The sequence below is a fragment of the Nocardia gipuzkoensis genome (assembly GCF_021183645.1).
GTDB lineage: Bacteria > Actinomycetota > Actinomycetes > Mycobacteriales > Mycobacteriaceae > Nocardia > Nocardia abscessus.
In genome coordinates, this window is the sequence record NZ_CP089225.1 from 7,262,574 (window position 1) to 7,278,077 (window position 15,504).

General features: G+C 65.8%; 11 protein-coding genes, 1 tRNA gene and 1 pseudogene. 5 read left to right on the forward strand and 8 right to left on the reverse strand.

Annotated elements, in window-relative coordinates:
• Positions 1-149 precede the first annotated feature (149 nt).
• Positions 150-329, reverse strand: coding sequence for a hypothetical protein (locus LTT66_RS33185; protein WP_233062454.1), 180 nt, complete (start codon positions 327-329; stop codon positions 150-152).
• A gap of 372 nt (positions 330-701) precedes the next feature.
• On the opposite strand from LTT66_RS33185, the gene LTT66_RS33190 reads away from it, so the two are divergent.
• The 3 genes from LTT66_RS33190 (at position 702) to LTT66_RS33200 (ending at position 4,112) form a co-directional block, all read left to right on the forward strand.
• The gene (locus LTT66_RS33190; RefSeq protein ID WP_408638878.1) at positions 702-1,589 is read left to right on the forward strand and encodes an IS5 family transposase; all 888 of its coding nucleotides are present in this window, start codon (positions 702-704) and stop codon (positions 1,587-1,589) included.
• A gap of 343 nt (positions 1,590-1,932) precedes the next feature.
• A complete protein-coding gene (locus LTT66_RS33195; protein ID WP_233062455.1) occupies positions 1,933-3,219 on the forward strand; it encodes a helix-turn-helix domain-containing protein in 1,287 nt (428 codons plus the stop codon).
• Positions 3,216-4,112 (forward strand): phosphotransferase, encoded by an 897-nt coding sequence (locus tag LTT66_RS33200; RefSeq protein WP_233062456.1) that lies wholly within the window; start codon positions 3,216-3,218, stop codon positions 4,110-4,112. The genes LTT66_RS33195 and LTT66_RS33200 overlap by 4 nt, the downstream gene beginning before the upstream one ends.
• A gap of 84 nt (positions 4,113-4,196) precedes the next feature.
• Here LTT66_RS33200 and mobF read toward each other — a convergent pair whose 3' ends face one another.
• Together mobF and LTT66_RS33210 are read right to left on the reverse strand one after the other, a co-directional pair.
• Positions 4,197-8,951, reverse strand: a complete 4,755-nt coding sequence (mobF, locus tag LTT66_RS33205) for a MobF family relaxase (protein ID WP_233069482.1) — start codon at positions 8,949-8,951, stop codon at positions 4,197-4,199.
• Between the two features lie 433 nt (positions 8,952-9,384).
• Positions 9,385-10,089, reverse strand: coding sequence for a VanZ family protein (locus LTT66_RS33210; RefSeq protein WP_233062457.1), 705 nt, complete (start codon positions 10,087-10,089; stop codon positions 9,385-9,387).
• A gap of 782 nt (positions 10,090-10,871) precedes the next feature.
• Between LTT66_RS33210 and LTT66_RS33215 the strand changes: the two are divergent.
• Positions 10,872-11,771, forward strand: a pseudogene (locus LTT66_RS33215) (recombinase family protein); the annotation flags it as partial.
• A gap of 285 nt (positions 11,772-12,056) precedes the next feature.
• Here the strand turns inward: LTT66_RS33215 and LTT66_RS33220 are convergent.
• From LTT66_RS33220 to LTT66_RS33240, 5 genes are all read right to left on the reverse strand, one after another.
• Complete coding sequence (locus LTT66_RS33220) at positions 12,057-12,326, reverse strand: hypothetical protein (protein WP_233062458.1); 270 nt, start codon at positions 12,324-12,326, stop codon at positions 12,057-12,059.
• 187 nt (positions 12,327-12,513) lie between these two features.
• Positions 12,514-12,598: transfer RNA gene (locus LTT66_RS33225), tRNA-Leu, on the reverse strand.
• Positions 12,599-13,061: 463 nt separating this feature from the next.
• Positions 13,062-13,391, reverse strand: coding sequence for a DUF3140 domain-containing protein (locus tag LTT66_RS33230; protein WP_233062459.1), 330 nt, complete (start codon positions 13,389-13,391; stop codon positions 13,062-13,064).
• A gap of 19 nt (positions 13,392-13,410) precedes the next feature.
• Positions 13,411-13,626, reverse strand: coding sequence for a hypervirulence associated TUDOR domain-containing protein (locus tag LTT66_RS33235; protein WP_181725290.1), 216 nt, complete (start codon positions 13,624-13,626; stop codon positions 13,411-13,413).
• Positions 13,627-13,962: 336 nt separating this feature from the next.
• The gene (locus tag LTT66_RS33240) at positions 13,963-14,832 is read right to left on the reverse strand and encodes an NAD(P)-dependent oxidoreductase (protein ID WP_233062460.1); all 870 of its coding nucleotides are present in this window, start codon (positions 14,830-14,832) and stop codon (positions 13,963-13,965) included.
• A gap of 143 nt (positions 14,833-14,975) precedes the next feature.
• Between LTT66_RS33240 and LTT66_RS33245 the strand changes: the two genes are divergently transcribed.
• Positions 14,976-15,332: a winged helix-turn-helix transcriptional regulator gene (locus LTT66_RS33245; protein ID WP_233062461.1), complete on the forward strand. Its 357-nt coding sequence runs from the start codon at positions 14,976-14,978 to the stop codon at positions 15,330-15,332.
• Positions 15,333-15,504 lie beyond the last annotated feature (172 nt).

The following is a 15,504-nucleotide window of genomic DNA, read 5'->3' on the forward strand; positions in this document are numbered from 1 at the left end:
CGCGGAATGCCGCGCAGAGCTGGTGCCAGTCCGGAATCCGAGGCAGCCGAGGATCCGACCTGGGGAGCGAGACATCCTGTCGCGCAGCCGTTGTCATCTGCGATGAACGAGTGAGTATGGGTGTGTGGCGTTCGGTGGGCATGCTCGGGCTACGCCTCGGTTCCGAACGAGTAGGCCATCGCCGCGAGGTAGGGCAGACATCCGCCGCCGTGGGCAGCATGAGCGTGGAGAATCAAGCGGGCGCGGTCCAGATCCAAATCGATAGGTTCGACCGCGCAGTCGCGATATTGCACGGTCCACAGATCCCGTGTGTTCTGCGAAATTCTCACGACAGCTCCCTGACAGTCGGTGGGTGGGTGGGCACGCCGATGCCGGGCCCAGTCGCACAGCGTCCGAATCCGGCTCCGCCCGTTGCTGTTTCCTTGCGAGGGCGGAACAGCCTCGACCGCATGCCCCGGCATCGGGTGCTGGTCCCAGATTCGCGGCTGCGGCTTGCCATCCCAACGCCCGACGGGACTAGCCACTGTTTTGAAAGTGGGTTGTTGACGGCGTCGCTGCGCGGCGGCCTCAACAGCCTGGTTGTGATCGAGATCCCTTGCTCGCGTTGGCATGTCGGTGGGCAGATGAGAGGAGGTCTCCGGTAGATGGGTTAGCGACCAAGCAAAACCTTGAATACCGGAGACCTCGTGCCCAGCGTAGCGGTGACGAGGCGCGCGGATCTGACCGACGCCGAATGGGCGCGGCTGGCACCGCTGTTGCCTCGCGGGAAGAAGGCGGGACGACCGTCGAAGTGGACGAAACGGCAGCTTATCGACGGGATCCGATGGCGGGTCCGGGTCGGTTCTCCGTGGCGGGACGTGCCCGCGCATTATGCGCCGTGGCAGACGGTCTACGGGTTGTTCCGCCGCTGGCAGCGCACCGGTATTTGGGCGTTGATCCTGAAGATGCTGCAAGCGGCCGCCGACGCGGCCGGGGCGATCGTGTGGGACGTCAGCGTGGACTCCACCATCACCCGCGCGCACCGGCACGCTGCTGGTGCGCGCCGCCACGGCGCAGCTCAGGTCGAGCCACCCGGTGGGGTCGACACCGAACCCGGCGACCACGCGCTGGGCCGGTCTCGCGGTGGCTGGACCACGAAAACCCACCTGGCTACAGAGCAGGGCCGCAAAGTGCTGTCGATCGTACTCACCGCTGGCCAGCGGGGAGACAGCCCGCAGTTCACCGCGGTACTCGACGGCATCACCGTGCCACGGTTGGGTGCCGGGCGGCCGCGGACCCGCCCGGACCGGGTACGCGCCGACAAGGCCTACAGCTCTGCCGCCAACCGCGCCCACCTGCGTAAACGGGGTATCAAAGCGACGATCCCGATCAAGAAGGACCAGACCGCCAACCGGAAGAAGAAGGGCTCGGCCGGGGGCCGTCCGCATGCGTTCGACGCTGAGGAATACAAGCTCCGCCACGCCGTGGAGTGCGGTATCGGTCAATTGAAGGAACACCGCGCCGTGGCAACCAGATTCGACAAACTCGCCGTCCGCTACCAGGCCACCATCCGCATCGCTGCCATCAACCAATGGCTCCGACACGGGTGAGGGCGGGCAACTGCCCGCCCTCACCCACTTTCAAAACAGTGGCTAGCCCCACTGGGGCTTGCGCATCGCAAACAACTGGCTGGGATCAGGCGAAAGGATCATTTGTGCACGTAGAAGCCATCGACCGCATACTGTGAGACAGACTGCGGTCAACCGACTGAGGTGAGATATGAACACTGGGGGACGTATCTGCCGCACATGCCGCACGACGCTGACCACACAACACGCCGGAAACCTCTGCGCCGACTGCGCCTGCGCTGCCGGGTTCAAGCACGCGCTCACCGCCGACTTCTTCGACGATCCCACTATCCGCGCGGCGCTGGCAGACCACGACTTCAGCGTCGTGTTCACCTTGATTCGCGAAGCAACCGGCCTCTCACAACTTCAGCTGGCCGCGCTACTCGACCTCACACAGTCCAGAATCTCAGCCGTCGAACGCGGAGAACGCCGCCTCACCAGCGCCAAGCTGGTCGCCAGAATCGCCGATACCTTCGCGATCCCCGCTTCGCTACTCGGGTTCGGCTCCGGGACTGCGAGTAATCTGGCCCCCGAGGAGGTGACGTGGGTGGAACGCAGAGACTTCATCACCCTGGCAACCGCAGCCGCACTCGGTTCCCACCTTCACCCGCAACTCGACCGGCTGGGCAGCATCCTCCCTGACCGGCTCGAGCCAGTCAGCCGACCACACATCGGATCCGCCGACATCGACGCGATCGAAGCCATCACCGAAGGATTCCGGCGATGGGACCTCGCACACGGCGGCGGACTCTGCCGGACCGCGGCACTCACCCAATTGCACCAAGTTCGCGCCCTGGAAGGCGCCGCATGCACCGCCGACGTTCGAACACGGCTGTGGATCGCTACGGCCGACCTGGCGAGCATGGCCGGCTGGCTGGCCTACGACATCGAAGAACACGACTCGGCCCGCAAACTGTGGACATACGCCCTGCAAACCGCGCACCGCGGCCAAGACCATCCGCGCAGCACCGACCTGACGGTCAGCATTCTGCTCGACATGGCCCACCAGTCCCTGCACCTGAAACGACCTGAAGAAGCACTGAAATTCGTGCAGCTCGCCTCATCGACCGCCGCCAACAGACGCCATCCGATCAGCACCATCACCGCCGGGTACATCGCAACGGTAATGGGGTGGTGCTGGGCATCCCTGAACGACTCCGCAGCTACCCAGCGCGCTCTCGGGCTATGCGAAGACCGTTACGCCGCAGCCGAACCCGACACCACTCCCTCCTGGGCATGGTTCGTGACCCCCGCGGAAATCGCCGCTCAACACGGCCATGCGATGTATTTGCTGTCGCTCTCCGACCCCAAATTCGCGCCCTCGGCAGTCGAGCGTCTGTCCACAGCGATCCCTGGACACGCCAGCGAACATGCGCGCAGCCGCGCCGTGGCCTTGCCCACCCTTGCCGGGGCTTGCTTGCAGGCGGGTGATTTCGAGTCGGCCAACCGGTACGGGCGTGAGGCGATCACGGCGATAACCGAGCTGTCGTCACCTCGCTGCTACGTCCGCCTCCGCGACCTGGACACTATCGCCACTCAGCACGACAGCGATCCGATCGTTGCTGAATTGCGCAGCGATCTAAGAGCGGTCCTCGCCACTGCGGCCTCATGACCACCGAGAGCCAGCTCCCCGGTCGCGCAGCCGTGCGCGCCGCATGTCAAGCGTTCGGCGTCGACGACCGCGACGCGCAACTGCTGCATCATCGGTCGAACGCAGTGTGGTTGCTGCCCCACGCTGATCTCGTCGTGCGCCTGGCACCCGACACCGCCTACCGCCGCGAGCGCGCGCACACCGCCGTCGCCGTCACACAGTGGCTGGCAGCCGAAGTCCAACCCATCGCGCTCACTCCAACGGCCGGAACCCAGCCAGTTACCGCCGACGGCGCGATCGCTACGTTCTGGCCCTACCGCCCCTCGCCAGATCGGCCAGGTCCGGCCGACCTCGGCACACTGGTGCGGCGGCTGCACTCGGTGGCGCGGCCGCCGTTCCCGGTGCCGCGATACCGGCCGCTGCGGCGGCTGTTCGAAGCCCTGGCTCTTGATGACGAGCGGACGACACACGCACTCACCGACTCTGACCGCGCGTGGGTGCGCGCCCGCGCCGAAGCACTGGTCGGCCAGTTCACGCAGACCGAGTTCCCGCTCGGGGAGGGCCTGGTGCATGTCGATGTCCACAGCGAGAACGCCGTCTGCGATCACGGTCGGTGGGTGCTGATCGACTGGGACCAGTGCAGCATTGGGCCGCGCGAACTCGACCTGGTGAACGGGTTGCCCGATCACTTTCATCAACCACAACACGAGCGGGAACGCTTCGCAGCGGCATACGGTTATGACCTTCTCGACTGGCCCGGATGGACCTTGCTGCGCGACATCACCGAGCTGCACTCCCTCGGCGCCTACATTCGGCTCGCGCCGACCAAGCCAGCAGCGGCCGAAGAACTGCGACAGCGCATCCGATCGTTGCGAATAGGGGACAAAGCCGCAGTCTGGCAGGCGGTGTCGTGATCTCGTGCGTCGTTCTCGGCGACCATCGCAGTGGTCAGTCCGAGCGAGTACCAGCTCGGTGTGCTTGGCGCCGAAGGAGCAGTACTACAGTCCGTAGTCGTAGTCGTAGCTGTACACGTAGTTAGTGTCTGTTTCCGGAGTGTCGAAGGGCTCATTGCGGCTCGCCCCGTTCTCGGTGGAAGCTGTTGGTTGCGCAGAGACCGGTCCGTGGTGCGTATTGAGGTCGAGATGGCGGCGAGCCCGGTCTTCGAGGTCGCGTTGCCGCGGTGTCAGCTGCGTGCGGCGCTGTTGTTCGGTGAACGCGTCGTCGAGTTGGCGTTCCTCGCGAAGCCAGCGTTGTTCTGCCTGAGCCAGTTTGCGTGCGAAGGCGTTGTCGCTGTGGTCTGCGGCGGCCAGCTCGGCGGCGCGCGCGGCGTGGTTGTCAGCGCGGTGAAGCGTCGCGTCCCAGGTGTCGTGCGCGAGGGGCACTGCGGCACGGGTGCGGCGGGCGGTCTCGCGGGCGGCAAGCAGGTCTTGTTCGGCATTGTTGAGGGCTTGGCGTAGGTACTCGAGGCGGGCAGCGTGCTCCGCGCGTGCGGTGCGTGCGGAGGCGGTGTTGGTGCGCCACCAGGGGGTCTTTGGCGGGTTGTTCTGTGCGGTCGCTTGTTGCCGGTGAGCGAGGGTGAGGGCGTGTTCGGCGGTCACGACTGCAGCCTGTGCGTGGCGGGCGGTGCGGATCGCTGCCGCGTGTTGATCGAGTTCGGCGTGAGCGCGGCGTACAGCGTCGGCGTCGCTGCCGCGCTCGTATCGCTGGCTACGTTCGATGATGAGACCCATGTCCAGGATCGGGTCGAGATCGAAATCGCGCCGAGCAGATTGGATCTCGTCTTCTAGTTCCCTATCGCTCATGCGGCGCCACTGGTCGACCCGGAGTTCAGAGACCGCGCGGGCGACTTGGTCGGCGTCGCGGCGCTGCGCGTCGTCGAGCGTTTCAACCAGTCGCCAGTGCAGCGCGGCGGCGGGCTGTTCGTCCGGTAGCGGGCGCTGCGCGGCGGCGGTGCGGACGGCGGTCGGTACGTCGAGTCCGGTGTCCGCGGCGTGGGACAGTTCCTCGGCCAGTTGTGGCCAGTACGGGTCGGCGGGGATCCGGGCGTCGACTTCCCGGGCGATAGGTGTCCATCGGCGGGTGTCGGCGTCGAGGTCTCCGAGACGGGAGCGCACCGCGGAGTCCAGCTCGAGCTGGGTGCGGCGTTCGTCGACCGGCTGCTGTACGAGCCCGGTCGGGCGTCGGTCGTGGTCGCCGATCGCGTGGCTGGCTCGCCAGATCGCGAGTGCGGCAGTGAGGTTGGGGTCGTGCCCGGCCAGTTGCCGCGCCCACACCGGCGCGGTCTCGGGTGTCCAGGCGCGGGCGGTGGTGCGGATCTGGCTGGACAGATTCAGCATCTGCGCGGTGCGTTCCCGCAGGTGGGCGCCGAAGTCCGGATCGTCGCGCAGCACAGGCGGGACTTCGGGCACCCACCCCAGCGGACCGGAACCGGCGGTGTTGCGGCCGACGCGCCACACCAGCACGGCGGCTTTGTCGTCGGCGGTGTCGAGTTCCCGCGCGGTGATGGCGTCGGTGAGCGTCGTTATCGGGTCGCGCCCGGCCAGGGCGATCATGGCCAGGTGCTGGCGCAGCACTGGCCATGCATCCTCATCGGTGAGACCGGGCATCAAGCGTTCGGCGGCCGCGGTGACGGCGGCGTGGTGCTCGTCGCCGAGCACTGCGTCGGCGGCCGCGCCAAGCGCCTCGAGGTAGGCGTCGACGACTCCGGCGAACTGGCGTTGGGGGTCGGCGGCTTGGCGGGCCTGGGTGGTCGCGGAGACTTGGCCGCCGTCGCGGCCGAGGATCTGGGTGAGCAGGTCGATCGCGGTCGGTGGGTGCAGCGCGTTCCACGTCTCGGCGGGTGCGTCCTGGCCGTCGCCTGCGGTGGCGAGGTAGAGGTGTCCGCCGCCGCGGGCGCGGGTGGCCAGCACATACAGTTGGAAGCAGTCCTCGCTGCCGGTCAGCACGCCGTGGCAGGTGTCGGTGGTCAGGCCTTGCGCGGAGTTGATCGTGCGGGCGTAGCCGAGTTCGACGCATTCACGCACGTAAGCGGTGGGCAGGGTGACTTTGCGGCCGGATCCGATGTGGGTAGCGGTGATCCGCCCGTCCGGGTAGACGGCACGGACCTTCCAGCGGTAGCCGTTGCGGACGTGATCGGTTTGCGAGATCCGCAGCCGATAGTTGTTCTCCCTGGTCGTGATGATGTCCCCGACCGAAGCCGTAAGCCCGTCCGACAGCAGCGTTTCCGGTCCGTGCAAGCCTTCGCGGCGGAGGCGTTCGTCTCGGGCGAGGGCGTTGAGCTGGCGCACCAGTTCGTTGGTCGGCGCCAGCAGCGCGACGTCGCGGCCTTGGGCGTAGTCGACCCGCCACGCCCGGTACGCGGCGTGCACCACGGCGCCGAGGGTGCCGACGTGGACGCGGCCGTGGTCGGTGTAGAACGCGATCGCGGCCGTATCACCGTGGCGTAGGGCGAGGCTGGCGGCGCGCTCGCTGGGGTTGTCGAAGCGGACGACGCTGGTGAGGGTGGCGGCTCCGGCGTGGTGGACGATGTCGCGGATCACGCCCCCGGCTTGCACGGAAGACAGTTGCCGGTCATCACCGACCGCCCGCACGCTCGCTCCGCGTTCGATCAGCCAGGACACGGCCGAATCCAGTTTGAGAGTAGGTGTTTTCGCGGCCTCGTCCAGTACGACCACGGTGCGGGGTCCGATCGTTCGCACCCAGTCCGGTGCGTCGTCGAGGGCCCGCTCGCCGGAGCGGAGGTCGTTGATCACCGTGACGAGCATGTCCACGGTCTTGGACTCCGCACCGATCTCGCTGCCGAGGACGCCGGCGGCCGGTCCTTCCGGTGCCAGCCCGAGCACGGTGCCGCCTTCGGCGGTCCAGGCGCGCACCAGCGCGGCCATGGCGGTGGTCTTACCGGTGCCGGCTGGGGCGATGGCGATGTGTAGCCGTCGTCCGGAGGTGGCGAACTCGCGCAGCAGCTGTACCTGGCCGTCGTTGAGCATCTGGCCGTTATTGTTGGCGGCGTGCTCGATGATCGCGGCATCCACCGCGGCCGCCGCGATAGTGCGCCCGCCTTCGAGCAGGCTCGCCGCGATCAGTCGTTCCTCGGCAGCGAGGATCTGCGGGCTGGTGAAGAGCTGGGAGCCGGAGGTCGTGAACACGCTGCTTCCGTCGCGGCGGATCAAAGCCTCGACGGTGGGTGCGATGTCCTCGGCCTCCGGTGTGCCGCGGGGGATCGACCGCGGCTCGCTCAAGGCAGTGTCGGTGACCTGGGTGATGAGGGTGTGCCAGTCGACTGGGTTGATGCTGCCGCGCAGCTGGCGGGTGGCTTCGGCGCGAATGTGGCGGAACTGCCAGGTCGCCCGGGAATCGGAGACCACCTCGACGACCCGTGCGGCGGTCGCGGCGACCCACGCGGCGTCGGTGGCCTCCCGCTGCGGGACCGGCTGTCCCAGGGCGCTCGCGACCATCGCATCGACCGCGCTCTCACCACCCAGCAGCTGCACGGCATCACGTCGCCAATCAACGCGTTGCTCAGCACGCGAACGTGCCGCCACCTTGTGGCCGCGGGTTTTCAAGGTGGCTTCTTGGGCGAGGTCGTGCAGCTCACCCGGTGTGGGTTCGCGGCCACGCTCGGCTTGAAACTGCGTGGTGCGTATGGTCAGCTCGGTGTCCACGGCGGCCGATCGCTTCGACCATTCCTCGGCCAGGCGCTCCTGGACGCCGACGATCTCCCGTACTGGTCGCTTCCCGCGCCGGCGTCGGTTGCTGCTGTGGCGTTCGGCGAACTGCACGTTGAGCGACTGTTCGAGGTAGTGCTCCAGCCGGGTGTTGAACAGCTCGGAGGCGGCGACGTTGTGCTGGTAGATCATCCTGCCGTCGAGTGCACCCCACTGTCCGTCGTGGCGTTTGACCGCATTCGAGATCACTACGTGGACGTGCAGATTCGGGTCACCGGCACGGGAGTCACGGTGCTGGAAGGCGGTGGCGATCAGGCCGCCGACGACGTCGACTTGGCGGCGGCTGTGCCGCCCGACCCGGGTGAACACCGCGTGCTCCTCGAGATAGGCCAGCGCGTCGCGTAGGGCGGCATCGACGGCGGCCTCGATCTTTTCCGACACTTCACGTGGGGCCAGCGCCCACAACGTCGACACCGACTTGACCGGCGAGAACGTGAGGTCGAATCCGGCGACCCGCTTCGAGGGCGCTCGGCTGGCGCGAGCCACCCAGCCCGACAGCTCCCTGTCGTCGCGGGGTGGGCGACCGTATTCCTCGGCGAACATGCGCCCCGCCACATCGGTGGCGATGCGGCTGCGCTCCTCCGCGGGGATCGGGGCGTAGTCGACGCGGCCGTGCTCGGCGTTGTAGGCGGCATAGGCGCGGGCCCGCTCGTAGCGGTAGGAATACTCCGCCACCGCGTGTTTCGTGAACGGAGCACCCAGCCGGACCAGCCGTACCGCGTGCGCCCGCGCGGTACGGCGCGAGATGCCCTCCACAGCGCGGGCCTCTACTTCGGCGGCGATCATCGCCTCGGCGTTCGGATGCATACCGCGACCGAACAACGCCCGCATCTGCGCTTCGGTCACCACCTCACCGACCTCGATACCGACGTTCGGCAGACCGGAACCCAGCCAGCGTCCCGGGGATTCGCCGCGCTCGCTGTAGTAGGTCGAAAGGTCCTGCGGACCGCGATCATTCACGTCCTGCGTGGCGATCGAGCGGAGGTAATAGGTGTAGCCGTCGCCACTGCCGAGCTTCGCCAGTGACATCACACAATCCACCGTACGCGCTCCGACTGCGAAGTGACCGTGATGTTTCCGCGACCAGGGAGCATGAGGTGTGGCAGATTTTTGTTCTATGTGCTGGTAATGGAGGGTTTTGAGTTAGCGGAAGGGGTGGCGAGAGGTTGGTTGGATAGCGGTGGGAGCACATGCTAGTTGCGAGTTGAGCATTCGAATATTCTGTGAGATCGAATGAATTGAGGGTTGCATGGGCCTAGTTGGCTCTGTCCGCGAACTGTCAGTTGTTCGCTAATCCTGGCGGCGTGTCGCGACCTACACCTCTTCGGAAATGTTCATGAATGCCGACGGCAGAGCGCAGGTCGAGGACTCGGCCGAGCAGCCATCACGTGCCGCGACACGCGGTAGTGCCGATGGGCGGTCGGCGGGCGTCACGAGATCAACTGCGGCGCAGGTTGTCCGCTCATGCCGGTTTCCGTGCATCCAGCGGGATCGGTCTCGAGTGTGGATCTGTCGATCGGGGCAGCTCGTCGCGGATGACTGGGATCGACCCAGCGGCCACGCACTTCTCGATGATCTCCCTACTCGGGAAGGTCGGCTGGCCGACGCCGTCGCGCTCGGAGACGATGCCCCGTGTCGGCTCTTCGGGCAATGCCGGCTCGGACCGGTCGGTAATTGCGCGCGACGCCCACAGATGTCGTGAGAGCTGGCCCGCCAGGCATGCACCGGCCGCGTTCAACAGTACGTCGTCGACGGATGAGTGACGGCCGATAGCGAGGGCGAACTGTGCAGTCTCCACCGCGATCGAAGCTGCTGCTCCCGCCAACAGGATGCGGTACGAGCGGGCGAACCACGCGGGGCGCACCGGCAACAGGAAGCCGAGTGCGGCGAAGACCAGCAGATTCCCGCCGAACTGCTCGATTACTCGGTCGTCGGCCAGTTGCTCGGCCAGATCACGCAGCGGCACGAGATTCACCGAACGACCTCTTCCGGTCGGTGTGAGGATCATCCACAACCACGGCGCGGTACCCGTCACCATCCCGACATCGCACAGCGCCGCCCGCCACCCGCGCCGCCCAGCCAGCCACCAGGCCACGAGACCGGCTACCGGTATCGCGGCGATCGCGGCCACCACGACCCGACCCCACGCCTCCCACGTCCCGTTCACCCCGCCAGTATCACCCAAATCACCAGCGCCACAGGCTTGGCCGAAATCCCCACCCACAGCCTGCACTTATCGCCGCCCACGCGCATCCATTGAGAGCGAACAGAGCACGGAGCTGTTCGACCGGCTGTCACGGGTTCACATCTGTCGGCGCTCTGACGGACCCTCGGCTACAGGTGGTGGCGAAATCGCCGTGTTTCGGCTTTCATGGAAGGCGGGAGAATCGGCAGGCCTGGAGGAACCATGCCTTTCGATCTCCACGGTGAGCCCTCTACTGGCCATCTCGGCGCCAGAGCTCGTCCTGGGCCTTTGTCTCCCGCGGCGGCGCGCTCATCGTTCACCTCTACTCGCACCAGCACACCGGTCTGCCGTTCTTGGCGGAGGGATAGCCACGCCCGAACGCGCGCGGCTCGTGATTGGTACAGAACGAGGTACCGGTCGTCATCGGTCAGCTACCAGTCGGCCAGCGTAGCCGAGGACGTGCGCCGTGTGCCCTGATGGCAGCAACGCGCATGATCAGGCTGCCAGAAGCCGCACGAACGATGTCACTGTCGTCGTTCCAGAGGACCCGCCTCAGCTCAACGCCATGGCCGCTAAAGTGTTGCTGGAGATCATTCTCCGACACGTCCGCGAGACTCGTGGCGAGACCGTCGATAGTCCCCGACCGAGTCCAGCATCAACACCACGGCCGACTGCCTCCATCACAACTCCCGAGGATGGGGCAATTCGGCCAAGTCACTACCGAACGCCGATGTCTTTCTCAACCAGCAGGAGGAATCGCAGCAATGATCAGGTTCGCTTTCGCCGGGCGGGTCTCCACCGAAGACCAGCAAGATCCGGACGCATCTCGCAACTGGCAGCTCGGACGAGCGAACGCCCTGGTCGGTCAGCACGGGCGGATCGTCGCGGAGTTCTTCGACATCGGGCAGTCGCGGTCGATTCCGTGGAAGCGCCGCCCCGCAGCCGGGCGGCTGCTCGAGCTGCTCAAAGAACCCGGGCGAGGGTTCGACGCGGTCGTGATCAGCGAACCGCAACGCGCGTTCTACGGCAACCAGTTCGGGCTGACGTTTCCGGTCTTCGTTCACTACGGCGTGCAGCTGTGGGTGCCGGAGGTCGGCGGTCCGATCGACCCGGACTCCGAAGCGCACGATCTGATCATGTCGGTGTTCGGTGGCATGTCCAAAGGCGAACGCAACCGCATCAAGATCCGTGTCCGCGCCGCAATGGCCGCGCAAGCGCAAGTCGAGGGCCGCTACCTCGGCGGCCGACCACCCTACGGGTATCGTCTCGCCGACGCCGGGCCTCATCCCAATCCGGGCAAAGCCGCCGATGGTAAACGGCTGCATACCCTCGAACCCGACCCTGTCACCGCGCCGGTTGTGCAACGAATCTTCAGCGAGTACCTCTCTGGCATAGGGATTTTCGCCATCGCGCAACGACTCACCAGCGACAACATCTTGTGCCCGTCGGCCTACGACCGTAGACGCAACAGCCATCGCTCCGGCGCCGCGTGGTCCAAGAGCGCGGTGCGCGCGATCCTGGGCAATCCGCGCTACACCGGCTACGAGGTGTGGAACAAACAGCGCAAGCAGGAGTCCCTCATCGACGTCGATGACGTCGCCTTGGGCCATCACACCCGCCTGGCGTGGAACCCGAAGACGGAGTGGGTCTACTCCGACAAACCCGCCCATAGCGCCCTCATCAGCAAGGACGCCTTCGAGCAGACACAACTACGGCTCGCCGCCCGAGGCCCGCAATCGACGGGCAGGACCACAACCCGCAGCCAGCACCCGTACGCCTTCAAGGGGCTACTGTTCCACGACGCCTGCGGACGCCGCATGCAAGGCAACTGGAACCACGGGCTGCCGCACTACCGCTGCCGGTATCCCTCCGAATACGCCCTCGCCAACAAGATCGACCACCCGACCACCGTCTACCTGCGCGAAGACCAGCTCAGCGGCCCGATCGATTCATGGCTGGCCGACATCTTTCACCCCGACCAGATCGAGCATTCGCTGAGCATGCTCGAGGACGCGCAAACCGACAACACTCCCGCCATCGAGAGTGCGCGACGATCGCTTGCCGAACACGACCGCAAACTGTCCCGGTACCGAGCAGCGCTGGAAGCGGGCACCGACCCGGCCCTTGTCGCGGGCTGGACCCAACAAGTTCAGCGCGAACGCCAGGCCACCGCGGCACACCTCACCGCGCTGGAAGCCGAGCAACGCTCGGATCACCACTTGAACAAGGAGGAGATCCACCAGCTTGTGACCTCACTGGGCGGCCTGGTTCACATACTGAAGGCGGCTGACCCCACCGACAAACTCGAGGTCTACCGGCAACTCGGTCTGAAGCTCACCTACGACCACGAAAAACGGGTGGTCGTGGCGGAAACTGCTCCACAACCACCCGTGTGCGTAGTGTCTGTGTCCGGAGGGGGACTTGAACCCCCACGCCCGATAAAGGGCACTAGCACCTCAAGCTAGCGCGTCTGCCATTCCGCCACCCGGACCGGTGTGCTCAGCAAGATTATCGGATCACTCCGCGTGGACCAAATCGCGGCTGGATCTGCGGATTCTCGAGAGTCGAAAGGGGAAGCTGTGAGGGGTTTGTGGTCGGTGGAGGGCTTCCAGCGCCACACGCCTCGAGCATCCCTCCACTACGCCGGGTGCGAGCTGCAACTCCGCGCGCGACGGCGACCGCCGACCCCCGGGGCGCAGAGGCTCCGGGAGGACGCAGAACTGCTTCGGCTTCGCCGTGCCGACGATCTCACCGTGGCGAGCCGATCTCGTTGCGAGATATTTGCTGGCGCGGTTGAAGGGGGCACAGGCGGAGTCGCTGTCCGATACCGCCGCCGATGCGGCAGCTACCGTCGCTCTCGCCTGCCGAAGGCAGCAGGCATCGTAGCTTTCGCCGGAACGCTCAACCGTTAAGGCGAGGTTTCCACGTCCGCCACCGTATCCCGTTCGTTACTGTCAGCTTTTCATCGGATCGTGGCCCCAGTTCATCAGCGAGTATCGCCATTTACTGTTCTCGATTTCTCCGGAGGGACGTTGTTCGAGGTGGCGATGCGCGTAGCCGACGACTTTGCGCATGTGCTCGTAGTCAGCGTCGGTCAACTCGTTTTTCTCGAGGATGTCCACGATGCGGCGTCCGCTGACATGCCCGGCCGACTCGCCGCCGTCTTTCGGATTCTGTCCCACCGACTTCGATTCGTCGGTGTCGAGCCACCGGCGCAGTTCTTTTGCCGTCATATTGACGATATCGTCGAATTGTGTGCGGGTGTCTTCTTTGTCCATCGTCATGGTGATCCCGCTTCCGATGTCAATCTTTGTGGCGTAGAGCGTCTGGTTTGTGCACCGCATCACGACCGCTTTTCGCACTGCGCACGCGATACTGTGGATCTTGCTCGGATGCCCGGACCGTACGGCCGGCCGCCTCGGTGTCGGAGGTGATCACCTCTTCTACCTCGCCTTCCGTAGTACTGCCGTGGCTATCCCATTCGACTTTGTCGCCTTTACTGAACGATCGTTTGCTCATGATCGATTCCTTATCCGTTCCCGTTCCCGACGTGCACGTGATACCCGCGCGACGGTGCCGAAAACTGATAGCTGGAGAGGTACTGCGCGGTGTCGGCACAGTCTGGGCGTGGTGGCGCCGAGCAGTCGAGGCAACTCGAGGTGGTCTGTCGAACTCGAAGGGCCCACCCGGACAATGGTGATTTCCGACGGTCTGGGCGGCAAACGCGAACGCAGACATCACGCGCGCGGGTGATTGTGGAGCCGGATCGGCCACAACCACCCGCGTTCGTGTTTGTAGATGCGTTCGGAACGAATTGCCCGGTAAACCAGAAGTTTGCTATGGGCTCGCGAGGGGTCAGACAAGCTCTTCGAAGGTGCGTTCGAAGCCAAGCGCGCCGTGGCCATCCGCTACCTGGCGGTCGAGGAGAGTTTTCAGGGGGGCGACGAAATCGAGGGTGACGTTCGCGTCGCGGCTGGCGCGGTTGATCGCGTCGAGCGCGGCCTTGTGGAACGCGATGGATTGGACCGGGTCGGTGTAGGCCGCCGAGTCGATGACGGCTCCCTGGTTCGGCAAGGACTGGGTCATCGCGCTGACCCACGCCGCGGCTCGCCGGCCGAATTCGGCGGCGGAGACGCCGACGGAGCGCATCATGGCCGCGCCGTGCAGGAAGCCGCCGAACATGGCGTACATGGTGGCGAGCAGGGCGAAGTCGTAGGTCGAGGCGAAGCCCGCGTCTTCGCCGAAGTACTCGGCGGCGGCGAGCAATTCGAGGGATTCGCGGTGAGCGTCGAAGACCTGCTGTGAGCCGCTGTAGAGGATGGAGGCGCCGGGCTGGCCGATCATCGGGGGCACCGCCATGATTCCGCCGTCGAGGTAGTGGCAGTCGTGCCGCGCCGCCCAGGCGGCGAGTTCACGGGCCTCGTTGGGAGCGGTGCTGGTCAGGTTGATCAGCTGACGTCCGGTGAGCCGGTCGGCCACCGGGTCGAGGGTGGCGTGCACCGACGCGTGGTCCAGCAGGACGGCGATGATCGGACCGTCGGCGCCGATCGCCTCAGTGACTGTCGCGGCGCCGATGGCTCCGGCCGCGAGGAGTTCGGCGTCCTTGCCGGGGGTGCGGTTCCAGACTGTGGTCGGCAGGCCGGCCTTCAGGAAGGTCGCGGCCAGCGCTCGGCCCATCGCGCCGAGTCCCAGGATGGTCACCGGGGTCTTCGTGGTTTCCGCCATGGCGGGGTCAACTCCTTGGGGTCGAGAAGGGTCCTGGTCAGCGCGCTGAAACCAAGAGTGCTCGGTACCCGGCGTGGAGGCAAGTACCTACTATTTTGTCGGGTACTTACCGAATGGTTTGTGAACAGCTAGAGAGGTTGACCATGGGCGCGAAGCGATCGGGACCATACTTCTGCGGCATCGACGCCGCGATGGATGTCGTCGGCGGGAAGTGGAAGGCGCTGATCCTTTGGGAGCTGGAGAACCACCGCGTCCGGCGCTTCGGCGAGTTACGTAAGGGACTGCCGGGGATCTCGGAGAAGATGCTGATCCAGCAGCTGCGGGAGCTGGAGGAGGACGGCATCGTCAGCCGGACCGTCTACCGCGAAGTGCCGCCGCGCGTGGAGTACCGGCTCACCGAGATCGGCGGCGCGCTCAACGCCGCGCTGGCCCCGCTGGGCGACTGGGGACGCGCCCGGATCGATCGGATCGGGGCGCAGCGGGTGCATCAGCAGCTCTGAAGTGAATCCTTCAAAAGTGAATGTTTCACCTGGGCAACATCATTGAGCGGAAGATCAAGCTACTAGTTGGTAACTTTAGTTACTTTTGTGCACACCGGATGTAATTGACGCATAACCGGGCCCGCCGTATGTTCCACGTCACAACTTTTGCAAGATGTGGGTGGCTGTGCAG